Origin of the sequence: Stenotrophomonas lacuserhaii, assembly GCF_014836545.1 — a bacterium.
Taxonomy (GTDB): Bacteria; Pseudomonadota; Gammaproteobacteria; order Xanthomonadales; family Xanthomonadaceae; genus Stenotrophomonas; species Stenotrophomonas lacuserhaii.
Window position 1 is genome coordinate 38,834 of sequence record NZ_JACSQS010000003.1, and the last position, 26,797, is coordinate 65,630.

The 26,797-nt window shown below is 67.0% G+C and carries 23 protein-coding genes; 3 read left to right on the top strand and 20 right to left on the bottom strand.

What is annotated here, in order from left to right:
- Window positions 1–2: 2 nt before the first annotated feature.
- Both H9654_RS04385 and H9654_RS04390 read right to left on the bottom strand, forming a co-directional pair.
- Entirely contained in the window at window positions 3–1,517 is a 1,515-nt protein-coding gene (locus tag H9654_RS04385) for an ATP-binding response regulator (RefSeq protein ID WP_191769348.1), read from the bottom strand.
- Between the two features lie 335 nt (window positions 1,518–1,852).
- Entirely contained in the window at window positions 1,853–2,233 is a 381-nt protein-coding gene (locus H9654_RS04390; protein ID WP_191769350.1) for a BON domain-containing protein, read from the bottom strand.
- A gap of 171 nt (window positions 2,234–2,404) precedes the next feature.
- On the opposite strand from H9654_RS04390, the gene H9654_RS04395 reads away from it, so the two are divergent.
- Window positions 2,405–3,442 (top strand): oxidoreductase, encoded by a 1,038-nt coding sequence (locus H9654_RS04395; RefSeq protein ID WP_191769351.1) that lies wholly within the window; start codon window positions 2,405–2,407, stop codon window positions 3,440–3,442.
- A gap of 22 nt (window positions 3,443–3,464) precedes the next feature.
- On the opposite strand, the gene gnd is transcribed toward H9654_RS04395, so the two are convergent.
- The 8 genes from gnd to H9654_RS04435 form a co-directional block, all read right to left on the bottom strand.
- Window positions 3,465–4,370, bottom strand: a complete 906-nt coding sequence (gene gnd, locus H9654_RS04400; protein ID WP_191769353.1) for a phosphogluconate dehydrogenase (NAD(+)-dependent, decarboxylating) — start codon at window positions 4,368–4,370, stop codon at window positions 3,465–3,467.
- Window positions 4,371–4,375: 5 nt separating this feature from the next.
- The gene (locus H9654_RS04405; RefSeq protein WP_191769355.1) at window positions 4,376–5,671 is read right to left on the bottom strand and encodes a hypothetical protein; all 1,296 of its coding nucleotides are present in this window, start codon (window positions 5,669–5,671) and stop codon (window positions 4,376–4,378) included.
- Between the two features lie 2 nt (window positions 5,672–5,673).
- Window positions 5,674–6,255 carry a DUF2242 domain-containing protein gene (locus H9654_RS04410; protein ID WP_191769357.1) on the bottom strand — a complete coding sequence of 194 codons (582 nt, stop codon included), beginning with the start codon at window positions 6,253–6,255 and terminating at the stop codon, window positions 5,674–5,676.
- A gap of 120 nt (window positions 6,256–6,375) precedes the next feature.
- Window positions 6,376–8,553 (bottom strand): carboxy terminal-processing peptidase, encoded by a 2,178-nt coding sequence (locus tag H9654_RS04415; protein WP_101098921.1) that lies wholly within the window; start codon window positions 8,551–8,553, stop codon window positions 6,376–6,378.
- A 409-nt stretch (window positions 8,554–8,962) separates the two neighbouring features.
- Entirely contained in the window at window positions 8,963–9,976 is a 1,014-nt protein-coding gene (gene lipA / locus H9654_RS04420) for a lipoyl synthase (RefSeq protein ID WP_191769359.1), read from the bottom strand.
- A 41-nt stretch (window positions 9,977–10,017) separates the two neighbouring features.
- The gene (lipB, locus tag H9654_RS04425) at window positions 10,018–10,707 is read right to left on the bottom strand and encodes a lipoyl(octanoyl) transferase LipB (protein ID WP_191769634.1); all 690 of its coding nucleotides are present in this window, start codon (window positions 10,705–10,707) and stop codon (window positions 10,018–10,020) included.
- An 11-nt stretch (window positions 10,708–10,718) separates the two neighbouring features.
- Window positions 10,719–10,997: a DUF493 family protein gene (locus tag H9654_RS04430; RefSeq protein WP_101098918.1), complete on the bottom strand. Its 279-nt coding sequence runs from the start codon at window positions 10,995–10,997 to the stop codon at window positions 10,719–10,721.
- Between the two features lie 189 nt (window positions 10,998–11,186).
- Window positions 11,187–12,179 (bottom strand): CsgG/HfaB family protein, encoded by a 993-nt coding sequence (locus H9654_RS04435; RefSeq protein ID WP_042615460.1) that lies wholly within the window; start codon window positions 12,177–12,179, stop codon window positions 11,187–11,189.
- Window positions 12,180–12,531: 352 nt separating this feature from the next.
- Between H9654_RS04435 and H9654_RS04440 the strand changes: the two genes are divergently transcribed.
- Window positions 12,532–13,593, top strand: a complete 1,062-nt coding sequence (locus H9654_RS04440) for a lipid A deacylase LpxR family protein (protein ID WP_101098917.1) — start codon at window positions 12,532–12,534, stop codon at window positions 13,591–13,593.
- Window positions 13,594–13,789: 196 nt separating this feature from the next.
- Here the strand turns inward: H9654_RS04440 and H9654_RS04445 are convergent, their stop codons facing one another.
- The 8 genes from H9654_RS04445 to H9654_RS04480 all read right to left on the bottom strand — a co-directional run bounded on the left by H9654_RS04445 (window position 13,790) and on the right by H9654_RS04480 (window position 23,908).
- The gene (locus H9654_RS04445) at window positions 13,790–15,001 is read right to left on the bottom strand and encodes a D-alanyl-D-alanine carboxypeptidase family protein (protein WP_182657326.1); all 1,212 of its coding nucleotides are present in this window, start codon (window positions 14,999–15,001) and stop codon (window positions 13,790–13,792) included.
- Window positions 15,002–15,108: 107 nt separating this feature from the next.
- Entirely contained in the window at window positions 15,109–16,440 is a 1,332-nt protein-coding gene (locus H9654_RS04450) for a septal ring lytic transglycosylase RlpA family protein (RefSeq protein WP_191769360.1), read from the bottom strand.
- A complete protein-coding gene (gene mltB / locus H9654_RS04455; RefSeq protein ID WP_182657328.1) occupies window positions 16,437–17,585 on the bottom strand; it encodes a lytic murein transglycosylase B in 1,149 nt (382 codons plus the stop codon). The genes H9654_RS04450 and mltB overlap by 4 nt, the downstream gene beginning before the upstream one ends.
- 443 nt (window positions 17,586–18,028) lie before the next feature.
- Window positions 18,029–19,141 carry a rod shape-determining protein RodA gene (rodA, locus tag H9654_RS04460; protein ID WP_101098912.1) on the bottom strand — a complete coding sequence of 371 codons (1,113 nt, stop codon included), beginning with the start codon at window positions 19,139–19,141 and terminating at the stop codon, window positions 18,029–18,031.
- On the bottom strand, window positions 19,138–21,240 hold the full coding sequence (mrdA, locus tag H9654_RS04465; protein WP_191769362.1) for a penicillin-binding protein 2: 2,103 nt from the start codon (window positions 21,238–21,240) through the stop codon (window positions 19,138–19,140). The genes rodA and mrdA overlap by 4 nt, the downstream gene beginning before the upstream one ends.
- Before the next feature lies 1 nt (window position 21,241).
- Window positions 21,242–21,727, bottom strand: coding sequence for a rod shape-determining protein MreD (mreD, locus tag H9654_RS04470; RefSeq protein ID WP_101098910.1), 486 nt, complete (start codon window positions 21,725–21,727; stop codon window positions 21,242–21,244).
- Entirely contained in the window at window positions 21,724–22,743 is a 1,020-nt protein-coding gene (gene mreC / locus H9654_RS04475; RefSeq protein ID WP_191769364.1) for a rod shape-determining protein MreC, read from the bottom strand. Before mreC ends, mreD begins: the two co-directional genes overlap by 4 nt.
- A gap of 118 nt (window positions 22,744–22,861) precedes the next feature.
- A complete protein-coding gene (locus H9654_RS04480; protein ID WP_057509333.1) occupies window positions 22,862–23,908 on the bottom strand; it encodes a rod shape-determining protein in 1,047 nt (348 codons plus the stop codon).
- Window positions 23,909–24,278: 370 nt separating this feature from the next.
- Here H9654_RS04480 and H9654_RS04485 point away from each other — a divergent pair, with 370 nt between their 5' ends.
- The gene (locus H9654_RS04485; protein WP_191769366.1) at window positions 24,279–25,217 is read left to right on the top strand and encodes a carbohydrate kinase family protein; all 939 of its coding nucleotides are present in this window, start codon (window positions 24,279–24,281) and stop codon (window positions 25,215–25,217) included.
- 86 nt (window positions 25,218–25,303) lie between these two features.
- On the opposite strand, the gene H9654_RS04490 is transcribed toward H9654_RS04485, so the two are convergent.
- Together H9654_RS04490 and H9654_RS04495 are read right to left on the bottom strand one after the other, a co-directional pair.
- Window positions 25,304–25,927 carry an HAD family hydrolase gene (locus tag H9654_RS04490; protein WP_191769368.1) on the bottom strand — a complete coding sequence of 208 codons (624 nt, stop codon included), beginning with the start codon at window positions 25,925–25,927 and terminating at the stop codon, window positions 25,304–25,306.
- Entirely contained in the window at window positions 25,924–26,652 is a 729-nt protein-coding gene (locus H9654_RS04495) for a hypothetical protein (protein WP_191769370.1), read from the bottom strand. Before H9654_RS04495 ends, H9654_RS04490 begins: the two co-directional genes overlap by 4 nt.
- Between the last annotated feature and the right edge of the window lie 145 nt (window positions 26,653–26,797).

The window sequence follows — 26,797 nt, forward strand, 5'->3', positions numbered from 1 at the left end:
CATTACCGGTGCGAGCGCAGCGCCTTGGCCACGGAACGGAACACCTGCTGCATCTCCAGCGGCTTGCGTAGCGCGTGCAGCGTAATCCCCGGTGGCGCGACAATCGGCGACACACAGGCCTCATCGCGCAGCAGCAGTGCCGCGCCGCGGTACCCGCGTGCCGAGAGCTCTGACAACAGCGCGCTGGCGCTCAGCAACTGGGCGCCACCATCGAGAATGACCAGCGCCGGCATGGCATCGGGCCTCAACGCGCGCAACGCCGCTGCGCCGTCGGATGCCAGTTGCAGTTCATACCCTTGGCTGCACAAGGCGTTACCCAGCAGCGACAGGCGGGTTGCCTCGGCATCCACGACCAGGATGGACTGCCCCGTGCCGGCGGCCTGTGGTGTGCTGGGCGGCACCGGCAGCCCGGCCTGCTCGCTGACCGGCAGGTGCAGATCGAAACGCGTCCCCTTGCCCACGGCGCTGGTCACCACGATGCGCCCGCCACAGCTTTCCACGATCCGTTTGCAGGACACCAGGCCCAGGCCGGTGCCGTCCGGCTTGGTGGTGAAGAAGGGGCTGAACAGCCGTTCCAGCGTTTGGGCATCCATGCCGATGCCTTCGTCGATCACCGAAATGACCAGCCACTGCCGCCCCTCGCGGCTGCCGTCCGGGCCCACCCGCAGGGTGAGCCTGCCACCATCGGGCATCGCCTGGAGGGCATTGAGTGCAAGGTTGAGCAGCACCTGTTGCAGCTCTGTGTAATTGCCGTCCACCGCCGGCGCGCCATCGGCCGCCTCCACCTGCAGCTCGATGTCGCTGGGCAGGGTGCCGCGCAGCAGCAACTGCACCGCCTCGAACAGATGGTGCACCGGTACCCGCTCGCTTGGCTTGCGCGAGCCGCGCACGAAGGACAGCATCGACTCTGCCATCTCATGCCCGCGCCGCCCGCATTCGGCGATGACCTCGGCCATGTGCAGCAGTTGCGGATCCTGCGTCCGGGCTTTCAGCAACTCCGGCACGATCAGCAGAGGCTGCAGGATATTGCGCAGGTCGTGGCTGAGTCCGGCCGCGAGCAGCGACAGGCTTTCCAGCCGCTGCGCGCGCATCAGCTCCCCTTCCACCCGCTGCCGTTCGCCCGTCGCACGCGCATCGCGCACGGCACGGGCGACCGCCGAAGGCAGCCGCGCGGGCTGGTGCTTGAGGATGTAATCGCTGGCGCCGCGTTGCAGGGCGGCCACCGCCGCCTCTTCGCCAAGCGTGCTGGACAGGAACAGGAACGGCAGGTCCGGTTGCGCCAGGCGCACGATGTCCAGGGCCTGGAAGCCCGAAAAAGCGGCCATGTTCAACTCGGCCAGCACCACGTCCGGCTGGAAGGACTGCAGCGCAGCCAGCAGCTCGCCTTCTTGGTCCACCCGCTGGAAACTGGCGCGCATGCCTGCAGCGAGGATCTGCGCGATGACGCGCTCGGCATCGTCGGGCATGTCCTCGACCAGCAGGATACGCAGATCGCCCACCTCAGTTTTCACTGGCATGGTCTCACCCTGGCCACCCACATTGCCGATCCCCCAGCAAACTCCAGAACGCCGCCCCCCGCGCCGCGCGACCATGGGGGCCGCGAAGGGCGCGTGAAGCCACTATAGTCCAGCGGGGAGGCATCCGGCCATGGGGGTGGCTGCGTCGAACCAAGGCCCCCGGCGCCGGATCCTGTCCACCGCCGTGCAGGCGACCAATACGCGCGGGAAGCACGGCGTTCCGGATCTGGGCAGGACAGGCCGTGGGCAGTCTGGATACCGCCCAGGCCACAGCCAGATACGGCAAAGGCGCCCACCTGGGGCGCCTCCGCCACTATCTCCAACTGCCTGTCGGCTTACTTCATCGACGCGGTGCCAGCGACCTTCAGCTGGCTGGAATCAACGCGGGTAACGCCCTTGATCCCCTTGGCCGTGTTGACCGCCTTGTCATGCTCGGCCTTGTTGGCCACGTTGCCCTGCAGGGTCACCACGCCGTTGACGGTGGTCACGCTGATATCGGTGGCCGGCACATTGCTGCTGACGGCCAAGTCGCCCTTGACCTTGGTAGTGATCCACGTATCGGTCACCGGCTCGTTGGAGTCATGGGTAGCCGCATGGGTCCGATCCTGGGCCATCGTGCCGCCCTTCTTCGCCGGATCGTTGGCCATCGCCAGCGGTGCAGCCAGCAGCATGCCCAGGCCAATGGTCGCGGTAAGCAGCTTGGAATTCGTCTTCATCGTACGGTCCTCCTCGTTGGTGGATGGAGTGTCCCGTAACCGGCGTCCAGCCCGCGTGCCGGTACTGTCATGCTGGGGTGAACCGAGATGCGGGATGCGACATCCGTTCATGTTTTGCACCGCGTGGACGAGCCGCTAGGCTGGTCATCCCCACCCAACGCGGAGCGCGCCATGCCTGTCGACCTGCAGCTTGCACTGATCGGCTACGGCCTCGCCGGGCGGGTTTTCCACGCGCCGTTGATCCAGCACACGCCGGGGCTTTTCCTGCACAGCGTGGTCAGCTCGCGTCGTGATGAACTGCGCCGCCACTTCACCGACGTGCACGTGCGCGCCGCACCCGCTGAGGTGTTGGAAGACCCCGCGGTGGACGCGGTGATCATTGCAACGCCCAACGAACAGCACGCGCCATTGGCCATCGCCGCGCTGCGCGCTGGCAAACACGTGCTGGTGGACAAGCCCTTCGCACTGGACACCGCGCAGGCTGAAACCGTGCTGCGCACCGCAGAAGACAACGCACGGGTGGTGACTGTTTTCCAGAACCGGCGTTTCGATGCCGACTTCCTCACTCTGCGCCACCTGCTGGCTACCGACGTGCTGGGCGATGTTGCCGAATGCCACTCCCATTTCGACCGTTTCCGCCCGCAGGTTCGCGATCGCTGGCGCGAGCGCGAGCAACCCGGTGGCGGGCTGTGGTACGACCTGGGACCGCACCTGCTTGACCAGATGCTGCAGCTGTTCGGTTGGCCGCAGGCGATCACCGCAGACCTGGATCGCCAGCGCAGCGAAGGCAGCACCGATTACCTGCATGCGGTGCTGCACTACCCCCGCATGCGCGCCATCGTGCATGCGGGTTCGCTGGTCAGCGCAGCAGCGCCGCGCTTCACCGTGCACGGCAGCAAAGGCAGCTGGATCAAGCAGGGACTGGATGTTCAGGAGGCACAGCTGGCGGCAGGCAAGGCACCCGGCGCGCCCGGCTGGGGACTGGATCCGCTGCATGGCGTCCACTCGGCCTTCGACGAGGCGGGCACGCTGCAGCACACCACCGTGGACAACGTGCCCGGTGACTATCGGCGGCTGTACAGCGCCTTCGCTGCAGCGATCCGTGGCGAAGGGCCGGCCGAGGTCACCCCGGGGCAGGCGTTGCAGCTGATGCAACTGCTGGATGCCGGCCGCCGCAGCGCGCGCGACGGCCGCACCATCGCGCTGTGACGTGTCTGGTGTAGCGCCGCGATCAGGTCTTCTTGATCGCGTGGCCGCCGAATTCATTGCGCATCGCCGCCAGCAGGCGATCGCTGAAACTGTTCGACTGGCGCGAACGCAGCCGCTCCAGCAGTGCGAGCGTGATGACCGGCGCAGGCACGTCCAGCGCGATGGCTTCGGCCACGGTCCAGCGGCCCTCGCCGGAATCCTCCACGTAGGGCGCGATGCCGTCCAGCGCCGGATTGCGCTGCAGCGCCTGCGCGCTCAGGTCCAGCAACCACGAACGCACCACGCTGCCATGGCGCCATACCTCGGCGACCTGGCCCAGGTCGAGTTCCATTTCTTCTTTCCGCTCCATCAACGCGAAGCCTTCGGCATAGGCCTGCATCATTCCGTATTCGATGCCGTTGTGGATCATCTTGGTGTAGTGCCCTGCCCCGCTCGGACCCACCCGTGCCCAGCCGCGGTCGGCAGCCGGAGCGAGTACCTGGAACACCGGCGCCAGCTGTTCCACGGTGGCCGCATCGCCACCGATCATCAGGCTGTAGCCCTCCTGCAACCCCCACACGCCGCCGCTGGTGCCGCAGTCCAGGTAAAAGATGTCATCGTCGGCGAGCGAACGCGCGCGGCGGATGGAATCCTGGTAATTCGAGTTGCCGCCATCGATCACCACATCGCCTTCAGCGAGATGCGGTACCAGCTGCGCCAATGTCTGGTCGACGGTATCGCCGGCCGGCACCATCAGCCACACCACGCGCGGCACCGGCAGCGCGGCGACGGCCTCGGCCAGCGTGGCGAACACCTCCATCCCCGATTCCGCCGCCCGCGCGCGTGCCGCTTCCATCGGGTCATGGCCCACTACGCGGTGGCCGCCACGCTGCAGCCGCTGGGCCATGTTGGCGCCCATCCGGCCGAGGCCGATCATTGCGATATCCATCTGTTTCACCTTTGCGTTGAGGGACGGCGACCGGCATCGCCGTCGGGTCCGGAATCAGAAGTCAGGCTGCCCGGCAGTCCGGTTGCCGCGCAGTGGCGCAACTGCGCCTGCTGCCAGCGCCGGTACAGCGTGGTAGGCAGATTGTGCACCGTCAGCTCCACCGTGAACGGCGTGCGCGGGTTGCGGTCCAGCAGGCGTGCGACGTGCAAGCCGATCGGCTTTATACCGCGCGGGTGGACGAAGATCAGGAACTGCCGGTAGAACGGATCGTCCAGCACGGCGTCCATGCGCTCCAACAGCACCGCTTCATCATCGGTGAGCGATGCGCGCAGGGCAGGATCGCGCTCGGCCAACAGCCGCTCGAAGAAGCGGACGCCACGGCGTGGCAGCTGCCGGGACAGTTCCCAGAGTTCCCGGTTGCGCTGGTCGTACCAGCCGAATCCGCCGTGCCGCCGCAGCGCCTCGGCCGCCTCGGCGCCCACGTCCACCACGATGAAATTTTCGGCCTGGTTGTTCAGGTCGTCCAGCGTTTCCCGGCCGAGCGCGTGGGTGAGGTAACCCGGCGCACCCATGAAGGCCTGGCGGCCCATCGCCGAGGTGCGTACCGCCTTGCCGTCGGCGAACAGGTCGCCAGCGTGCGCGCCGAGCAGGATGCTGTTGGTGTCGTGCAGGCCGACGAACGTGCCGATGCCGAGCTCATCGTTGTCGAACGCGGTGTCGAACGAGGCGTCCCCGTGCAGCTCGCGCTGCGTGGCCAGTTGGGCGACCTGGCGGCCGACGCCGCATTCGCTGCGCACCTTGCCGGTGTAGAACGCCGCCAGTGCCTGGCTGTTGCTGGCCGCCGGCCGGTAACCCCGCCCCAGGCTGCGCGTACGCTGCCAGCCCTGTGCGTGCGCCCCGCGCGCGCCGAAGCCGATCCATCCCAGCTGCAGGCCTGAAAACCGATAGCCCGGATTGTTCTCCAGCGCGTGGGCCGCCCGCCGCGCCGCTTCGCCCACCCGCATCGCATAGGCACAGACACTGGCCGGATCGTCCAGCAGCTGCTGCATGAATTCCGCGCGCACGGCAGGCTGCCATTGGCGCGGAAGCGTGGCGCGCAGATCGCCCTGCGCGTGCGCCTGGCGTAGATCCTCGCGGGTGCAGACAGGGCCGCCGTGCACGTCGGGTGTCGTCACCGCCGCCGACTCGAATCGCCATCCCAGGCGTTCCAGCAGCCCCTGCGTGCACTCCGGCGCGGCCGACAGCGCCGTCCCCGGAAGAAGGACCAGCAGCGCCCCCAGCAGCGCGGCGCCTGCGCGCATGTTCAGCGCAGCCCGTCGTCCGTGCTGTCCGTCGGCGGCGGATCCGCCGCAGGTGCCGGAGCCGGGGCCGCCACCACCGGCAGGTACTGCTGCAGCCGCTGGAAGAACCGGCCATAGAACTCGCCGTCCTGCACCGTGCTGCTGGCGACTTTCACCAGCGAATCGTCATTGCTGCCGAACGGCAGCGACACCGAGCCCAGCGCACCCACGCCGACACTGGCGGAGGTCGGACTCTTCTTCAACGCGTAACGGTCCTGCACCGCGCTGATGAACACCAGCGCCTGCTGGCCGCGTGGCGCACAGGAAATACGCAGCACCAGCTGTTCGTGGTCGTCATCGCGCGGCTGGAAATTCTTGCTGCCTTCCACGCCGGTCCCGTCGGCACGGGCGATCGCATAGCCCTGGCTGAGCAGGGTGCGCCGGGCGGCCTCGCAGGCCTCGGCCGGCGAACCGTCCACGGTGCGCGAGTACATGTCGCCGGAATCAAACGATTCCCGCAGCAAGGTACTGTCGGCCGCACGGCCACCACAACCGGACAGGCCGGCCATCAGCACTACGGGAGTAAGGAAGACGGCAGTCCGCATGGACGTTCCTGCAACGATTGACTCGTCGCAGCATAACGCGCGGTGCGTAAGCGGCAGGTTTACGCCCATGGCGCGCCGGCTGGCGGCGCGCCATGGGTTGGCGATGGTTCAGCGGCTGCTTCAGTCGGCCCAGCGGCCTGCGCCGGTGGACTGCGGCAGCACCTGGGCGGACAGCGGGCGGTCCTCTTCCAGCAGGTTCACCGCGTCGGCCAGGATCGCCGCCGATTCGCGCAGCAGCGGGTCCGGACGCTTTTCGGCGGCCTTCTCGCGGGCGGCATCCTTGACGATGTCGCGCTCGTTGCCGGTCAGGCCATCGTCGTTGCTGTCATCGGCAAGCGGATCCAGGTCCAGGCCCAACTGCTTGCGCACGGCCTGGCGGTCGGCGCGCTGCTTGTCCTGGCGCTCACGTTCGGTGCGGCGCTCGGCCTCGTTGAGCGAGATGTACTTCTTGGCCTTCTCTTCGCGGAACTGCTGCACGTCCTCGTTCCACCACTGGAACTCCTTGTCAGCGGCAATGCGCGTGTCGTGGCGGCTTTCCAGCTTGGGCAGCAACGGGCCGAAGTTACCGTACTGAGTATGTGGCACGGCGGCGATACGGGTCCACGGCAACGCGTTGTCGTAGGTGCTTTCGCCGAACTCACTGGCGTCCACGCTGGCCGGGAAGGCCAGGTCGGGCACCACGCCCTTGTGCTGGGTGCTGCTGCCACTGACGCGGAAGAACTGCGCGATGGTCAGCTTGACCTGGCCGAAACGCTGGGCTTCGCCGCTCGGCCAGCGGTCCAGGTCGACGATGTTCTGCACGGTGCCCTTGCCGAAGGTGGTCTCACCGATCACCAGGCCACGACCGTAGTCCTGGATGGCACCGGCGAAAATCTCCGAGGCCGAGGCCGAACCGCGGTTGATCAGCACTGCCAGCGGACCATCCCACGCCACCGCTTCGCTGCGATCGCTGTTGACGGTGACGCGGCCACCGGATTCGCGCACCTGCACCACCGGGCCCTGCTCGATGAACAGCCCAGTCAGCTCGATGGCTTCATCCAGCGAACCGCCGCCGTTGTTGCGCAGGTCAAGCACCACGCCGTCCAGCTTGTCGGTCTTGAAACCGGCCAGCAGCTTGGCCACGTCGCGGGTCGCCGATGCATAGTCGGTCGCGTTGCGGCGACGGCCTTCGAAATCCTGGTAGAACGTCGGCAACTTGATCACGCCGACCTTGCGCTCCGGCGCTCCGTCCTTGGCCGGGATGGTCAAGGTCTCGCCCTTGGCCGCCTGTTCGGCCAGGCGCACTTTCTGGCGGGTCAGGACCAGGGTGTGGTGCTTGCCGTCCACGCCCTCTTCGGCCGGGATGAACTCCAGCCGGACCTGGGTGTCCTTGCTGCCGCGGATCTTGGCGACCACGTCATCGATGCGCCAGCCGATCACATCTTCGATCGGACCGGAGGTGCCCTGTCCGACGCCGACGATGCGGTCACCGGGCTTGAGTTTGCCGTTCACCGCCGCCGGGCCACCGGCGATGATCTCGCGGATCACCACCATGTCGTCCTGGCGCTGCAGCTGGGCGCCGATGCCTTCCAGCGACAGCGACATCGCCTGGTTGAAGTTCTCGGCGGTGCGCGGGGTGAAATAATCGGTGTGCGGGTCAACGGCACTGGTATAGGCGTTGAGGAAGAACTGGAAAACGTCTTCGCCCTTCAGCTCGTTGACCGACTTTTCCAGCGTGGCGTAGCGCTTGTCCAGCGTGGTGCGGATCTCGTCCGGCTTCTTGCCGGCGAGCTTCAGGCGCAGCCAATCGTTCTTCACCGACTTGCGCCACAGTTCATCCAGTTCGGCATCGCTGGCCGCCCACGGCACATCCTTGCGGTCGTACTCGAACTTCTCGTCGGTGCTGAAATCCGGCTCGCGCTTCAGCAGATTGCGTGCATAGCCCACCCGCTGGCCGACGCGCTGCTTGTAGACGGAAAACACCTGGAAGGCCGGCTCCAGTTCGCCGCCGCGGATGGCCGTGGCGATGCCGGCCTCGAACGGGGCGAACTTCGCCACGTCGGCCTGGGTGAAGAACTGCTTGCCGCCATCGAGGGTCTCCAGGTAGCGCTTGAAGACGTCCTTGGAGGTAGCCTCATCCAGCGCGCGTGGCCGGTAGGCGTAGCGGCTGTCGGACAGCAGCCCATAGACCAGCTTGGAGGTGGTCGCCTGGTCTGCGGTGGCGGCGGCCGGCAGCGCCGGCCCGTCTGCCTGCGCCGACAGCGCCAGCGGTGCGGTGAGTGCCAGGGCAATCAGGAATGCGGGGGCTTTGAATTTCATGGAATTGCTCAGGGCACCTTGCCGAAAGGAAGACTGCGTGCATTACAGACACCACGACAGTGCCGAAAGTTGCGCGCTTTGTCACCCGCGTTCATGGAACGCGTGTTTCCAGCGTAGACGGGGTCCTGTAGCAGCATGTGAACGAGGATCGGGACCTCGGCAGCGCTGAAGGCAGCGGCAGGAGCCGCTGCCAACGTCGCTTGCGACGGCCCGGAGGGTGCCGGTCAGAAAGCGTGACGACCAACAGTCGTCACCCACCGAAGCAGTAGCGGACGGCCCGCGGCCGTCACCCCCCCGGTAGCGCCGAAGGCAGCGGCAGGAGCCGCTGCCAACGTCGCTTGCGACGGCCCGGAGGGTGCCGGTCAGGAGGGCCGGCATCGCCATGCTCAGCGAGCGCAGCGGGAACCGCTCAGGCGACGCCGGCGCCCTTGGCCTGCACGTCGGCGTGGTACGACGAGCGCACCATGGGGCCGGACGCCACATGGCTGAAGCCCAGCTCGTAGCCGTAGTCTTCCAGCGCCTTGTAATCTTCCGGCGTCCAGTACTTCAGCACCGGATGGTGGTGCGCGGTCGGCTGCAGGTACTGGCCGATGGTGATCATGTCCACGTCGTGCGCGCGCAGGTCGCGCATGGTGGCCTTGATCTGCTCGAACGCTTCGCCCAGCCCCAGCATGATGCCGCTCTTGGTCGGCACGCCCGGGTGCTGCGCCTTGAAGTTCTTCAGCAGGGTCAGCGACCACTGGTAATCCGCGCCCGGACGCACGTTGCGGTACAGGTCCGGCACGGTTTCGATGTTGTGGTTGAACACATCCGGCGGGTTCTGCGCCAGGATCTCCAGCGCACGTTCCATGCGGCCCTTGCCACGGAAGTCCGGGGTCAGCACTTCGATGCGGGTGCCGGGCGACTTCGCACGGATGGCGGTGATGCAGTCGACGAAGTGCTGCGCACCGCCGTCACGCAGGTCATCGCGGTCGACACTGGTCACCACCACGTATTTCAGGCCCATGTCGGCCACGGTCTGGCCAAGGGTGGCCGGCTCGTTGGCATCCGGCGGCTTGGGCCGGCCGTGGGCCACGTCGCAGAACGAGCAGCGGCGGGTGCAGACCTCGCCGAGGATCATGAAGGTCGCAGTGCCGTGGCTGAAGCACTCGTGGATGTTGGGGCAGCTGGCCTCTTCGCAGACCGTCACCAGACGGTTCTCGCGCAGCTTGGCCTTCAGGTTCTGCACCGCATTGCCGGAGGGAATGCGCACGCGGATCCAGGACGGCTTGCGCAGCACCGGCGCGTCGGCGAACTGCACCGGCGAGCGGTTGATCTTGTCACCGCCCAGCTGTTTGACGCCGGCCTGCAACGGCGCGGCGGCGGGAGCGGAATCGCCCTGCAGCATCTGCAGGGGAATGGTGCGGGCAGTCTGTTCGGTCATGGTGTTCCCGGCGGCAATGGGGCCGCGTGGTATGGGTTCGGTCAGGCAGACAGGTCCGGCTGCGTGGAGGACGGCTGCAGGTGCAGGCCGAACTGGCGCGCCAGGTTGTCCAGCAGGACGGGCTTGACGGCTGCCATGCCGGAGGGCCCGCCCAAGTCTACCATCGTGGTCACCTGCAGCCCCTGGTAACCGCAGGGGTTGATGCGGCGGAAGGGTTCCAGGTCCATCGCGACGTTGAACGCCAGGCCATGGAAGGTGCAGCCGCGGCGGACCCGGATGCCGAGCGCGGCCACCTTGGCTCCCCCCACGTACACGCCCGGGGCGCCGTCCTGGCGTTCCGCGCCGATATTCCACTCGGCAAGGGTATCGATGATGGCCTGTTCGATCCGGCATACGTAATCACGCACGCCGATACCCAGCCGCGGCAGGCGCAGCAAGGGGTAGACCACGATCTGGCCGGGGCCGTGATAGGTCACCTGGCCGCCGCGGTCCACTTTCACCACCGGGATGTCCCCGGGGGCGAGCACGTGTTCGGGCTTGCCGGCCTGGCCCAGGGTGAACACCGGGTCGTGCTCGACCACCCATAGTTCGTCGGCGGTATCCTCGTCGCGCTGGTCGGTGAAGCGCTGCATCGCGCGCCAGACCGGTTCGTAGGGCTGGCGACCGAGGTCGCGGACTACGGCGGGCTGGGATTGACGGCCCTGGGACGATTGACAGCCAGCGGCCGTCACTACCGCCGGTGCTACAGCGTCCACTTTACTTCCGGATGCTCGCGCAGCACCTCGTGGGCGAGGTCGTACTGGGCGCGGTCGCGGGCGGTGAATGCCATGCGCACCGAGACGTACTTGCCGTTGGAGGAGTGCTTCCAGCTGATCTGCTCGTTGAGCACGTCAATGCCAGCGGCCATCAGCAGCTTGGGGAGTTCCACTTCCAGCCCGGAGTTGGCCGCGCCCATGGCGCTGAGCTCGAACTGCCCGGGGAACTGGAAGCCGTGTTCGGGATTGTCGGACTTGATTTCCATCCGCCCATTATCGGGCCGCCGCAGATCAAACCCAAGGGGGTCGGATCGGTGGTGACGGCCGCTGGCCCTCTGGTGGGTGACGACCGTTGGTCGTCACGCCTTTGCCCTTGCCGCTACGCTCGCCGAGCATGGCTCGGCGCTACCGCTCCGGCTTCGGTGAATGACGGCCGGTGGCCGTCACTCCCCGCCTTACTTGGCCAGCTGCATGGACGTGGAATTGACCCAGCCCTTGTTGCCCATCTCGTCTTCCACTTCCCACATCGTGCCGTCCTTCTGGCCGGTGGGGTACAGCAGCATGCCCGGTTCCAGGTCACGCACGGCCGCGCCGGTGCCCTTGGAATTGGCCAGCAGGCGGCCGGCCTTCAGCATGGTCACGGCCTGGCTGCTGTTGGCGGCGGAGGCGTCGGCCGGCAGGCCGCCCAGCTCGTTCACCATGTTGGTGTAGGCCTGCAGGTAGGCCAGGGTGATCACCTGGCCCAGTTCGGTGTTGGCATAGCCGCCCACGCCCATCGCGCCGATGCCGCCACCGCCGAACAGGCCGCCGCCAGCACCCCAGCCCAGGTCGGTCTTCTTCGAATTGCCTTCCACGATCGCGACCTGCTCGGACGAACGCACGTCGGTCAGGGTCAGGGTGACGTCCGCAGTCTTGCTGCGGAAGTTCAGCCCACCCACCACGGCACCGGCCTTGCCGCCGATCAGCCCACCCAGCAGCCCTCCGATCGCATTCCCGCTGGCATTGCTGTTCTGCGAGATCAGGTCGGGCACGAGCACGTAATCGGCCGCGCGGATCTGGCCCTTGCCGATGTTCGAACGGCCACGCAGCTCACCTTCCGAAGCCAGCGCGCGCTCGGCCTGGGCGGCGGCCATGCCGACGCCACGGTCGACCAGGGTGAAGCACTTGGACTTGTTGACGAACACCTTGATCAGCTTGGAAGGCGCCGGCAGCTGCTGCCCGGTCCACCAGTTCACCACGTCTTCCGGTTCGATCACCGAAATCGAGCCCAGCGGCTTGGTGCAGACCGGGATCTGCGCCTGGCCCTGCTTGCTCTGCTCCTGCGCGGAGGTACGGCTGGAGCTGAAGCTGTCACGCAGGCCGGCCGAGGCAGGAGCACTGACGGCCATCAGGCCAACGCCCAGCACGGCGGTGACCACGAGGGTGGCGAACGAATTCTGTTGGGTCATGTCTGTTGTCCAGCGCGCCTGCCCGTTGCAGGCGGCGCGCAATCCATTGGGTTGAGAGAGGCCGGTGGTGGCAGGCCGGAATCCTTGAACAGCGCCCTCTGGCGCCGGCGCAGAGGATAAAACACCGCTGTTCCAACGGCAACCGCGGCTGAACAACGGTCCAATTGGACGCGCGGAAGGCAAATTAACGTGACGCTCATCACTTTTTTCAACCCGCCGACGGGACGGTACGAACGCGCGGCGTAGAAGTCCACGTGCGGAACGGACCAGACCGGCCACGGCCGTCGATCCGAATTCACATCGGCGCTACCGTATTTAGGAGAAAAACGTCAAAACAGCCCTCTGGAATTCCATGCACCCCACGCGTATCGCGGCAGCCCTCGGGCTGACCAGCCTGATGGCCCTCGCCCTCCCTGCCCACGCCGCCGATCAATGCAGCCAGAGTGCGCTGGCCGATCATCCCCCGCAGATCAATTTCCGCGTGGACAACGACCTGTTCGGTGGTGCCGACCAGGACCAGGGCTATACCAACGGCGCGCAGATCACCTTCGTATCCCCGAACCTGGTGGACTTCACCGACGACCCCTGCCTGCCGCGCTTGGCGCGCTGGGTCAACAGCCACCTGGAAGCGCTGCATCCGGGCGAGTTCGAGCAGCAGAACATGATCTTCAGCATCGCCCAGGGCATCTTCACGCCGAGCGATTTCACCCGCAAGGACGTCATCGAAGATGACCGTCCCTACGCAGGCGTTCTGGTCGGCAGCTTCGGCTACAACGCGCGGCGCGGCAATTACCTGCAGACCACCCAGCTGACGCTGGGCGTGGTCGGTCCCTGGGCACTGGGCAAGGAAGTCCAGGACGGTGTGCATGACCTGCTGGGCGATGACAAATTCCAGGGCTGGGACAACCAGCTGCACAACGAGCCGGTGGTGATGCTGACCCACGAACGGATGAACCGTTGGCCGCGCGATGCCACCGACAACGCCAGCGGCTGGGGGTGGGATGCGATAAGCCACTACGGCGGCGCGGTCGGCAACCTGGCCACCCACCTCAATGCCGGTGGCGAAGTGCGCTTCGGCTGGAAACTGCCGGATGATTTCGGCAGCACACCGCTGCGGCCCGCAGGCGAGAACACCGCGCCCTCGCGTGGTGGCCGGCCCAGTGGCTGGTCGTGGCACCTGTTCGCCACCACCGATGCGGCCTGGGTGATCCGCGATATCACCCTGGACGGCAACACCTTCCGCAACAGCCACAGCGTGGACAAGAAGCCTGTGGTGGCACAGGGGGGCTACGGCGTGGCGGTGATGCGCGGACGCTGGAAGTTCGCCCTGGCGCGCTATCACAGCACCAAGGAGTTCGACGGACAGCGGCAATCGCCGATCTTCGGCAGCTTCACCATCAGCCGTTCGCTGTAAGCCGGCGGGAAGGCCACCGGCGGATCTCCCCTGCCGCCGCCCAGGCACGCGATCCTACGCAGTCGGCGCCGCATCTCCATCGGACGCGACTGCCGGTGGGTGACGACCGCTGCTGGTGGGTGACGACCGTTGGTCGTCACGCTTCTGCCGTTTGCCGCTGCGCTCGCCGACCAGGGGTCGGCGCTACCGCCGCCGGTTATTCCGATTCCCACCACATCCAGAAGCTGTGCCACAGACGCTTGAAGAAGCCGGCTTCTTCGACCGCAGCGATCGCCACCAGCGGTGCCTGTGCGACCACCTTGCCATCCAGCGTCACCTTCAGCGTGCCGATCTGCTGGCCTGCGGTGAACGGCGCCACCAGCGACTTGGGCACATCGATGCTCGGCTTCAGGTCGTTATAGCGGCCACGCGGCAGGCTGACCAGCATCGGCTGCGCTACGCCCAGCTGCACGGTGTCGGCGGTGCCCTTCCACACCTTGTGCTCGGCGACCACCTTGCCGGGCTCGTACAGGCGATGGGTTTCAAAGAAGCGGAAGCCCCAGTTCAACAGCGCCAGGCTGTCATCGGCACGCTGCTTCTCCGATGCGCCGCCCAACACCACCGCGATCAGGCGCTGGTCACCGCGCTGCGCGGAGCTCATCAGGCAGTAGCCTGCGGCGGAGGTGTGGCCGGTCTTGATGCCGTCAACGCTGCCATCGCGCCACAACAACAGGTTGCGGTTGGGCTGCTTGATGTTGCCCACGGTGAATTCCTTCACCTTGTTGTAGGCATAGGTTTCCGGGTAATCGCGCACGAACGCGCGGCCCAGCAGTGCCAGGTCACGCGCCGTGCTGTGGTGGCCTTCGGCGGTCAGGCCGTGGGCGTTGACGAAGTGCGAGTTGGTCATGCCGATCTTCGCGGCGTAGCTGTTCATCAGCGAGGCGAACGCTTCTTCGCTGCCGGCCACGTGTTCGGCCAGCGCGATGGCAGCATCGTTGCCGGACTGGATCGCCATGCCCTTTTCCATGTCTTCCAGACGCGCGGTCTGGTTGACCGGGAAGCCGCTGTAGCTGCCGTCGGTACCGGCGCCGCCTTCGCGCCATGCGCGTTCGCTCATCATCACCTGGTCGTCGGGCTTGACCTTGCCGTTCTTCACTTCGGCGGCAACGACGTAGCTGGTCATCACCTTGGTGATGCTGGCCGGGGCGAGCTGGGCGTCGACGTTCTCACCGGCGAGGACCTGGCCGGACGCGTAATCCATCAGGATCCAGGCTTTGGACACGCTGGGGACCGGCGCCGGCGGCGTCGCCACGGCGGTCGGTGCAGTGGTCGCAGCCGGAGCGGCCGGGGTCGGCAGCGGGGTCTGGGCATGGGCCAGGCCCACCAGCAGGGTGGCGGCCAGCGCAGTGGCGGCAAAACGGAATTTCATGGGCGGGCAGGCTCCTGGAGCGGCCAAGGTCGGAAGGGGAAAACGACCGCCATTGTAGGCGGTCGGCAAGCGCGGCGCGGCAGGGCGTCAGGCCACGCCGGGGAATGTCATTCCTTGACGATCTGCGGGGCGCCGAAACCAAGACCGGCAATGCGGCCGGCAAGTTCCGTCGCATTGGCGTGGTCGTTGGCCGGCACCCGCAGGCGCCACAGGGTGCGACCGCCAGCGGCGATATCGCTGATGGTCGCACCGACGATGCCCGCAGCGGTCAACTGACCCTGCGCACGGGTGGCGTTGTCGCGGCTGGCAAAGCTGGCCACCTGCAGGAGCACGTTGCCGAGGACCTTTTCGGACAGCGTGGGCGGCTGCGCCGCGACGGCTGCGGTTGCCATGGCGGCGGGCCGGGCGGTTGCGGAGGGTTTATCGGGTCGACGGCCAGCGGCCGTCACTACCGGGGCAGCGGGTTTGCCGGTGGCAACGCGCACGTTGTTATCGCGCATCCAGCGGTCGAAGTTGTCGGCCGAACCGGGCTTGGCGCTGTCGGCAACGCGGTAACGGTAGGCCTCCGCGCCAGTGGGGGGCTTTGCGGCGGCGGCCACCGCTCGCGGTGCCGGTTCCCGGGTGGCCGCAGCCGGTGCTTCGGCCGGCAGGCGGTTCACCAGGGCATCGATGGCCGAGGGCGCCGCCGCCGTGGCCGCCACCATGGTAGTGGCGCGGCGCTCGGCACGGGTCGGTTTGGCGTCGGCCAGCAGGTTGCCCTCGCCCGGCTGCAGCGCGCGCACTTCCACGTTGCCGGTGCCGCGCTGGGTGATGCCCAGGCGCACCGCGGCCGCGTAGCTGAGATCAATCACGCGGCCGTCGTGGAACGGGCCCCGGTCGTTGACCCGCACGATCACCGATTCGCCGTTGTCCAGGTTGGTCACCCGGGCGAAGCTCGGCAGTGGCAGGGTCTTGTGCGCGGCGGTGAACTGGTACATGTCATAGACCTCGCGGTTGGAGGTCAGCCGCCCGTGGAACTTGGCACCGTAGTAGGAGGCCGTGCCCTTTTCGGCATAACCCCGGGTGCTGTCCATCACCTTGTACTTCTTGCCCAGCACCTCATAGGGCGACCGGTTGCCGATGGCCGAGCGGGCCAGCTCCTGCACTTCCGGCTCCGGGATGCAGGCCACGTTGGGGATATAGGTTGGCGTGGTGTCCTTCACCCCCGGCTTGTACAGGCCGCCAGCGGTGTAGTTGCCGCGGGTGGCGAGGTCTTCCGACGCGGCCGCGTACGGCGACCCTTCCGGGCAGTGCGCGGGACGGCCGCCGCCTTTGCCCTGCACCACCGTGGTGGCCGGCTTGCCGCCCGTGCTGGCGGTTCCACCGGGTTTCTTGGGCGCGCTGCTGCATGCGGCCAGCGCAAGGATCAACGCTCCGGGGACCCACCATCTGATGTTCATGCCGGTGGCAGCTCCTGTCCTGCGATGGCCTGCGACAGCTGGAACACGGCCATCGCGTACATCTTGGAGATGTTGTATCGGGTGATGGCGTAATAGTTCTGGAAGCCCAGCCAGTACTGCTTGCCGGTGCTGCCTTCCAGGGTGATCGGGGTGGCGGTGGCGCCGGGCTGCACGGCCGCGTTGGGCGTGTAGCCGCGTGCAGCCAGATCCTGCAGCGACCAGCTTGGGGTCCATTCGGTCGGATTGAATTCTTCGCGTCCGGCCGCCAGCGTGGCGGGCACGGCAACCTGTCCGCCGCGCACCCAGCCGCCCTTCTTGACGAAGTAATTGGCGATGGACGAGAACACGTCGTCGTAGCTGTTGAAGAGGTCACGGCGACCGTCACCGTTGCCGTCCACGGCGAAATCCAGGTAACTGGACGGCATGAACTGGCCCATGCCCATCGCCCCGGCATAGCTGCCCTTGAGCGTGGTGATGTCCAGCTTTTCGTCGCGCGCCAGCACGAAGGCCTTGGCCAGTTCGTCGCGGAAGAACAGTTCGCGGCGGACTTCGCGTTCCAGCTTGGCCGGATCGCCGCTGCGCGGGTAATAGAAGGCCAGGGTATACAGCGCATCCAGCACGCGGTGGTTGCCGGTGTTGCCGCCGTAGCTGGTTTCCACGCCGATGATGGCCACGATGACTTCGGCCGGCACGCCGGTGCGCTGTTGCACACGCATCAGCTCATCGCGGTGTTCGGCGAGGAACTTCCTGCCGCCGTCGATGCGCGCCTGGCTGATGAAGATCGGGCGGTACTCGTTCCACGGCTTCACCCGCTCCGCTGGGCGCGACATGGCGGCGATGATCGGCTGGCGTACCTGCGCCTGGTCGAGCACGCTGGCGATATAGGCGGGATCGAGCCCGTGCGCGGCGGCGGTGTCGCGAATGAAGTTTGCGCGTGCTGTTTCAAAGGGGACCGGAGTGAGGTCCACCGGCGGTGCGCTGGACGCAGCCGATTCGGGCGCGGCTTCAGCCGGTCCCTTGTTCTGTCCGGATGCCGGCTTGTGCGGCGCCACGGTTGCCTGCGAAGGCGGTGGAGGACTCGACGGCTGGGTCGCGCAGGCGACCAGGCCGAGGGTGAGCATGCAGGCCAGAGTACGTCGGATCATCGCCGCAGGTTAGCAGGTCATGGATGAAATAAAACCCCTAACACCATGAATAGCAAAGGATTGGTTAATCCGCTGCCTCTTTGTAAAACCAGCGTGAAGACCGGCAACGAACAAGCCGGTTGCGCCCCCATCCCCCGACGGGCGCAACCGGCCTGACGGACCATCCAATACTGCCCCTGCATCTCCCCAGAGCAGGCGGCAAAACGTGAGGTCGTGCTGCGGTTCGCCAGGTGGTCGGCGTAGAAGATGAACGCGCCCTGCCTGACGGGCGCCATTGTGCAGGCCGTTTGCGTCAAAACCATTGATCCGAATCAACAGTGTTCGGAAATGTGACGCACTGCGCACTTGAAGTGTGAAATCTTCATCGCAGGGAAACGAATCGCGGAGGGGTCAACACGGGGTCAGCGTCCTTTTCCGCAGGAAACGGACTCTGACCCCTGTGGCTACCGGTAACCGCCGTGAACGGGGTTGTGGCTGCGCACGGCCATCACCAACCCGAAGCCGGCCAGCAACGACACTGCCGAGGTGCCGCCGTAGCTGATCAGCGGCATCGGCACGCCCACCACCGGCAGCAGGCCGGAGATCATGCCGCCGTTGACCAGCACATAGACGAAGAACGCCAGGCCGGTGGCGCCGGCGAGCAGGCGCGAGTAGGAATCGCGTGACTGGCTGGCGATCCACAGGCAGCGGCCGATCACCACCAGATACAGGGCCAGCACCAGCGCCACGCCGATCCAGCCGAACTCTTCGCTCAGCACCGAAAATGCGAAGTCCGTCGTCTGCTCGGGGATGAAGTTCAGGTGCGACTGTGAGCCCTGCCCCCAGCCCTTGCCGTCCAGCCCACCGGATCCGATCGCGATCTTGGACTGGATGATGTTCCAGCCGGCCCCCAGCGCATCCATTTCCGGGTCCAGGAACATCATGATGCGATCCTTCTGGTACGGCATCAGCAACCAGAACCAGGCCACCGGCGCGACCGCGGCCACGCCCCCCACGCCCAGCCCCACCCACCACCATGGCAGGCCGGCCAGCAGCAGTACGAACACCCCGCTGGCGGCGATCAGCACGCCGGTACCGAAGTCCGGCTGCAGCATCACCGCGGCAGTGGGCGCGCCGATGATCAGCATGCTTACCAGCACGGTCGTGAAGCGCGGCGGCAGCGGCATGCGGTGCAGGTACCAGGCCACCATCATCGGCAGGCTGACCTTCAACAACTCGGCCGGCTGCAGGTAGAACAGCTTGAGGTCCAGCCACTGCCGCCCGTACTTGCCGGTACCGATGGCGAACACCGCCAGCAGCGGGATCATCGAGATGGCGTAGATCATCGGCGTGGCCGAGCGGATGCGCAGGATCGGCACCCGCGAAATACCCCACATCGCGGCCAGACCGACGGCGAACCGCGCACCCTGGGCAAATACCAGACCATCGCCCCCGGCGCTCTTCAGCGTGGCCAGGCCGATCAGCATCAATGCGCCGAGCGCCGCGCACAGCATCCAGTCCAGGGTGCTGAAGAAGCGCACCAGCATGTCGCCGGCCCAGCGCAGGAAGTCCTTCATCGGGCGGGCTCCGGGGAGAGCGTCCGCCGATCATGGATCGGCGCTACCGGGGCGGCGGGCTCCGGGGCGGGCGCCCGCCGATCATGGATCGGCGCTACCGGGGTGGCGGGCTCCGCGACCGGCGGCCCGACCTGCACCGGCAGCTCGCCGGCTTCCATCGCCGCAGCATCGCCATTGGCGCGGGCGCTGCTGTCTTCGTTGTCGAAGGCGGTGGGACCGAAGGCCACGCTGCCGCGCTCCACGTCCAGCGGCAGCACGCCCTCGGGCATCTTGCCCAGCAGCCACGCATCGAACACCTTGCGCGCGATCGGAGCGGCCGCCGAGCCGCCGTAGCCGCCACCCTCCACCGCCACCGCGATGGCGATGACCGGGTTGTCGGCCGGCGCGAAACCGACGAACAGCGAACGATGGCGCAGGTGCAGCGGCAGGCTGCGCGGATCGACGGCTGCAGTGCCCTTGCGACTGATCACCTGTGCGGTGCCGGTCTTGCCGGCCATGACATACGGCGCCCCGGCGGCCATGCGCGCGCCGCTGCCGCCCGGCTGCATGGTCGCCATCATGCCTTCGCGCACCGCCTGCACGTTGTTCGGGTTGGGGCTGAGGGGCTTGGTTTCACTTGCCGGCGTCATGGTCCAGTCGCTGTCGAAGCCGGCGCGCTGCTGCATCACCAGGTGCGGCGTGCGCAGCTGTCCGCTGGCGATGCCACTGACGCCGCGCACCAGTTGCAGCGGCGTCACTTTCCAGTCGCCCTGGCCGATGCTCACGTTCACCGTGTCGCCGGGGTACCAGCGCTCCTTGCGGGTCTTGGCCTTGTACGCCGGCGAAGGCAGGATGCCGCCGATCTCGCCGGTCAGGTCGATGCCGGTCGGCTTGCCGAAGCCGTAGTACTCCATGTAGTGGTCGAAGCGCTCGATCCCCAGGTCCAGCGCCAACCGGTAGTAATACGTATTGACCGACTGGGCGATGGATTTGCGCAGGTCGGTCCAACCATGGCCACCACGGTGCGCATCACCCCACCCACGACGGGTACCGGGCAGGTAGAACATGCCAGTGGAAAGTACCTTGTCCTCCGGCTTGCGTACCCCGGCATCCAGCCCGGCCAGGCCGATCAGCGGCTTCAGCGTCGAACCCGGCGCCACCCCGCCCAGCACCAGCCGGTTGAACTGCGGACGCGAGGGGTTGTCGTTGAGCGCGCGGAAATCCGCGTGCGAGATGCCGTTGACGAACAGATTGGCGTCATACGAAGGCAGGCTGACCATCGCCAGCACCTCACCGGTGCGCGGGTCCATCGCCACCGCCGCGCCTTCCTGCACGCCGAAGGCGGCCACCATCGCGCGCTGCAGGTCGGCGTCGATGGACAGCCGCAGGTCGGTGCCGGACTGCGCCGCCACCCGGCCGACGGTGCGGATCGCGCGGCCCTGCACGTTGGTTTCCACCTGTTCGTAGCCGACACGGCCGCGCAGTTGTTGTTCGTAGTAGCGCTCCAGCCCGGATTTTCCGATGTGGGTCAGGGCCGCGTTGCGCTCGCCCAGCATCTCCAGGTCCTTGTCATCCACCCGGCCGACATAGCCGATGACATGCGCGAACAGATCGCCGAAGGGATAGCGCCGGGTCAGGTAGGGCTCCAGCTCGACACCGGGGAAGCGCCAGCGATCCACCGCGAAGCGTGCCATCTCCTCTTCGCTGACGCGCAGTTTCAAGGTGACCGGCAGGAAGCTGCGACGCGCCTTGCGCGATCGGTTGAACGCTTCGATCTCTTCCTCGCTGAGCGGGAAGATCTTCGCCAGCCCGGCCAGGGTGGCGTCCATGTCCTTGACCTTGTCCGGGGTGACGTCCAGGCGGAACGCCGGCACGTTCTCGGCCAGCAGGCGGCCATTGCGGTCGTAGATCATGCCGCGCCCGGGCACCACCGGACGCGGCTTGATGCGGTTGGCCTCCGAGCGTGTGGCGTAGATCTCGTGGTCCATCACCTGCAGCTTGAAATACCAGCCGCCCAGCCCACCCAGGCACAGCAGCACGCCGAGGAACCCCAGTGCCGCGCGACGGCGGAACTGTTCGGCCTCGGCATGTGGATTCTTGACCGCGCGGCGCGAACTCATGTCAGCGTCCGCGCCGTCCGAAGCGCACTGCATCCAGCAGCACGAACACCAGCGGCCATAGCGCCATGCCCAGCAGCGGTGCCCACCAGTAGGCCCACGGCAGGGTGGGCTCGCCCACCACCACGTGCACCACGGCACTCACGATGCGGTCGTTGAACAGCAGGCCGCCGATGGCGAGGATCTGCTGGGACATCGGGAAGAAGCGGATGCGGGCGCGGAAACGCTGCAGGATGAAGGCCATGATCACCAGCCGCAGCGCCTGTTCGCCGAGCACGCCGCCGTACAGGAAATCGGCGATCACGCCGGTGGCGAACGCTACGCCCAGGCCTACCCGGTCGGGGGCTTCGATCACCCAGTAGGCCAGCACCAACGCCAGCCAGTACGGACGCAGCGGCTGCAGCAGCGCCGGCAGCGGCAACAGCCCCAGCAGCAGCGCCACCACCAGGCTGAGCGGCAGCACCCAGCGGTTGTCGCGCAGGCGGCTCACGGTCGCACCCCGGTGGGTTCACGCCGAGCAGGGCTCGGCGCTACCGGAGCCGCGGCCGCTTCGGTAGGTGACGACCGTTGGTCGTCAGGCGTGGTGGGTAGTGACGGCCGCTGGCCGTCAGCATCCGTGGATTGACGGCGAGCGGCCGTCGCTACCGGGGTCGGCGGCGGGATCCGGATCGGCGAGCCCGGCCGCAGCAATAACACGTCGCGACCGCGATCCAACGCCGCGGCGGGCTTCAGCTCACCTACCAGGAAGGCATGCGTGTCATCGGGGCGCAGCGCAGCGATGCTGCCCACCGGGAAACCAACCGGGAACCGCCCGCCCAGCCCGGAGGTGACGATCTCATCGCCCACTTCCACGCCCGCACCCAGCGGAATATCGCGCAGTTCAAGCGTATCGCCGCGCCCATAGACGATCAGGCGCACGCCGTTGCGCGCCACCGTCACCGGCACCGCATGGTCCGGGTCAGTCAGCAGCAGCACGGTGGAGGTACTGGCGGTCACGCTGATCACCTGCCCCATCAGCCCGCCGGCATCGATCACCGCCTGGCCCACGTGCACGCCTTCGCGGCTGCCGGCAGCCAGCACCAGGCGCTGCTTCACCGGATCCAGGTCGATATCCAGGATCGGCGCCAACTGCACGTCCAGCCCGCTGCGCTCGGCCACGTTCAACAGTTCGCGCAGCTGCGCGTTGTCCAGCGCGGCGGTCTGTAGGCGGGTCAACCGCGCATTGGCGATCAGCAGGTTGTTGCGCAACTGGCGGTTCTCGGCCACCAGCTGGCCATGGCTGGCTGCGTTGTCACGCACCTGGTTGCCCAGGCGCCCGGGCAGGCCGGCCAGGTTCCAGGCCGGCTGTACCAGCACGTTGGCCTGGTCACGCAGGCGCGCAAGCCAGCCGGCCTGGTCGTCCAGCACGATCAGGGTGATCGCCAGCACCAGGTAAGCCAGCAGCCGCAGCGGGCTGGCGGCATCGCCGGAGCGGGAAGCAATGGGGGGTCCGGCGTAGGGCGGCACGATGCAGCTTCAGCTAGGAATCAGATGGGAAACACGACGGCGCCCTGCCGGTGCCGGCCCGCCGCGAAGGCGGGCCGCACCCCGGAAGGGCGCGGCGCTCACGTAATGCCGGGGAGACTTACTCCGGCGCAAAGAACTCGTTGCCGTGCATGTCCACCAGCTCCAGCGCACGACCGCCACCGCGGGCCACGCAGGTCAGCGGATCGTCGGCCACCTGCACGTGCAGGCCGGTTTCTTCGGAGATCAGGCGATCCATGTCACGCAGCAGGGCGCCACCACCGGTGAGCACGATACCGCGCTCGGCGACGTCGGCGCACAGTTCCGGCGGGGTCTGTTCCAGCGCCAGCTTGACCGCGCTGACGATGCCGGACAGCGGCTCGTGCAGGGCTTCGAGCACCTCGTTGGAGGTGATCTTGATCATCTTCGGCACGCCCTCGGCGAGGTTGCGGCCGGAGATCTCCATCTCGATCACCTGCGCCTGCGGGTAAGCGCAGCCCAGCTCCACCTTGATCCGCTCGGCGGTGGCTTCACCGATCAGCATGCCGTGGTTGCGGCGCACGTAGTTGGTGATGGATTCATCGAAGCGGTCACCGCCGATGCGCACCGAAGCGGAATAGACGATGCCGTTGAGCGAGATCACCGCCACTTCGGTGGTGCCGCCGCCGATATCGATGACCATCGAACCGCGGGCCTCGGTCACCGGCATGCCGGCACCGATTGCCGCGGCCATCGGCTCTTCGATCAGGAACACGTCGCGCGCACCGGCCTCTTCGGCCGATTCCTTGATCGCGCGGCGCTCCACCTGGGTCGAACCGGCCGGCACGCAGACCAGCACGCGCGGGCTCGGGCGCAGGAAGCGCGACTTGTGCACCTTCTTGATGAAGTGCTTCAGCATCGCCTCGGTGTAGGTGAAATCGGCGATGACGCCGTCCTTCATCGGGCGGATGGTGGTGATGTGGCCGGGGGTACGGCCGAGCATCTGCTTGGCTTCGGCGCCGACGGCAGCCACCGAGCGGGTGCCACCGATGGCACGGTCCTGGCGCACGGCGACCACGGACGGCTCGTTCAGCACGATTCCCTGTCCGCGCACATAGATGAGGGTGTTGGCCGTGCCCAGGTCGATGGACAGGTCATTGGAGAACATGCCGCGGAGTTTCTTCAACATCGAGGTGGTGATCCTGAGGGGTGCGCAATTCCGGCCTGGAATGGGGAATCGTGGGCAAAATTTAGACAGACAAGCCTAACAACCCGCCCCCCTGCGGGCAAGGATATTTCCAGCCGGACCCGCGTATTCACTGGCTTTCGGCACGATTGGTACAGGTTGGGCGGCGATCCCGCCCTCGGCCCGTACCGCGCACCCGCCGGCGTGCCCGATAGACGCCCCGGCACCGGCCCATGCCAGTCCCGGCACAGCCCGGCGCTACCCTTCGGCGGCGCCAGCCGGTAACCTTTGCGCCGTCGGGCGCCCATGGGCGCCGTTTGCTTGCCCACCGCCGCGGCCAGCACTCCACTCATTCCCGCATAGGCTTACATCGATGTCCGCTTTGATCTGTGGTTCTCTTGCCTTTGACACCATCATGGTGTTCCCGGACCAGTTCAAGAACCACATCCTGCCGGACAAAGTGCACATCCTGAACGTCTCGTTCCTGGTGCCGCGCATGCGTCGCGAGTTCGGCGGCTGCGCCGGCAACATCGCCTACAACCTGCACCTGCTGGGCGGCCACCCGATCCCGATGGGCACGGTGGGCACCGATTTCGGCCCGTACCGCGAGCATTTCGATGCACTGGGCATCGACCTTTCGCGCGTGCGCGTGATCGAAGAACTGTTCACCCCGCAGGCCTTCATCACCACCGACCACGACAACAACCAGATCACCGCCTTCCACCCGGGCGCGATGATGCGTTCGTATGAAAACCACGTGCGCGACGTGCCGGGCGTGAGCCTTGGCCTGGTCGGTCCGGATGGCCGCGAAGGCATGATCCAGAACGCGCTGGAGTTCCACGAAGACGGCGTGCCCTTCATCTTCGATCCCGGCCAGGCCATGCCGCTGTTCAACGGCCCGGAGCTGCGCACGTTCATCGAACAGGCCGACTACGTGGTGGTCAACGATTACGAGTCCAACCTGCTGCAGGAGCGCACCGGCTGGGACGAGCAGGAAATCGTCAGCCGGGTGCAGGCGTACATCACCACCCGCGGTCCGAAGGGTGCGGTCATCCACACCCCGGAGAAGAGCTACGACATTCCGCCGGCGCACGAGCGCCGCGTGGTCGACCCCACCGGCTGTGGCGATGCGTTCCGCGCCGGCCTGATCTACGGCATCCAGAAGGGCTTCGACTGGCTGACCATCGGCCGCATGGGCAACCTGATGGGCGCGCTGAAGGTCGAGCACCCGGGCACCCAGAACCAGCGCTTCACCTTCGATGAGTTCAACGAACAGTTCAAGCAGCAGTTCGGTTACGCACTGAACGTCTGACCGCGCAGGGTGGTAGCACCGAGCCATGCTCGGCGGAATGCCCGGAGCGCCGCTGCGCTCGCCGAGCATGGCTCGGCGCTACCGCGTCACCTTTCCAGCGCGGCCTGCAACGCGCGGCAATCGGCGAAGCGCCAGTCGGCCATGCCGGGCCACGGATCACCGGGCGTATTGACCAGCACGGTATGCGTGCCGGCGGCACGCCCTGCGGCCAGGTCCATCATATGGTCACCCACCATCACCGCCTGCGTGGCGGCGATGCCCCACCGCTCCAGGAAATAATGCAGGCCATCCGGTGCCGGCTTCGGGGCGACCTCGTCGCGACCGATGATGTCCGCATCCTGGAAAAGATCGCCCACGCCGATCGCATCCAGGGTCAGCTTGGCCACCGCGTGGTCGTTGCGGGTCAGGATGCCCAGCCTGCTTCCCTGCCCGGCCAGCGCGCGCAGCAGATCCACGGCACCCTCCGCCGCGACGGCGGCCTCGGCCAGCGCGCGCTCGTGCTCGAACAACCACGCACGTTTGGCACGCGCTTCATCGGCCGGCAGCGCCACCAGGTGGGCGATGATGTCTTCGTCCATGGCGATGTCCAGCGCGCGCTTGATGGCCGGGAAGTCGTGCACCGCAACGGTCAGCGTGCCATCCATGTCGAATACCCAGTGCCGCAGTCCGTCCAGTGCCGGCTGTACAGCCGGCACCGCGCGCGCACTCATTTCCATGGCATCTGGCTGGCATCCACGCCGCCGGTTTCGAACACCACGGTGCGCGTGCCACCGGCCTTCACCGGAAACTCGATGCTGATCGCCTGTGCCTGCCGCGCCAGCTTCCACAGCGCCGCGTGGTCGGTGATGAACATGGCGATCGCTTCGTCCGTATCCGGGCGCCACGCGGCCATCGCGCGCGGCTTGCCGCCGTCCACGCTCACCTGCACCCGGCAGCCGCCGGGACAGCGGAAATCGCCGGCCTGCAGCACCAGATAGGCGTGCTGTTTCCACTGCGGATGGTCGCGGAACACCAGCTGCACCGGCTTTGGACCGCTGCCGTCGACATCCACGCGCTGCTTGCCGTAAATCGACGCAGAGCGCTGGGTTCCCTTGGTGCCGACCGGGATCTGGTTGTACTGCCACAGGCCCTGCATGCGGCGCAGGTTGCGCGCCTGGTCCGACTGCGCCTTGACGTCGGCAAAGCCCGGTTCGATCCGCGCCGCCGCTGCGGTGCCCTTGTAGATGTCCAGCAGCGAGCCGCCATGCATGCGGGCACGCTCCCAGTCCTTGGCCGCCACGGCGGTGTCGTACTGCCGGGCTACCTCGTCGGCCTTGGCTTCCTTCTGCGCCTGCACGGCCGCTTCGGCCGCCTGCTGCGCCTGGCGTTCGGCTTCGGGATCGCTGCAGGCGGCCAGGGACAATGCGCAGGCAGCGGCGAGGATCAGGTGTTTCATCGCGGATTCCGGGGTGATGGCGTGGCTATACAGTACCTGCCAAGAGCGTGACGACCAACGGTCGTCACCCACCACGACCAAAGGTCACCCACCACGACCAAAGATCAACCACCACGACCAAGCATCGTCACCCACCACGAGCAAC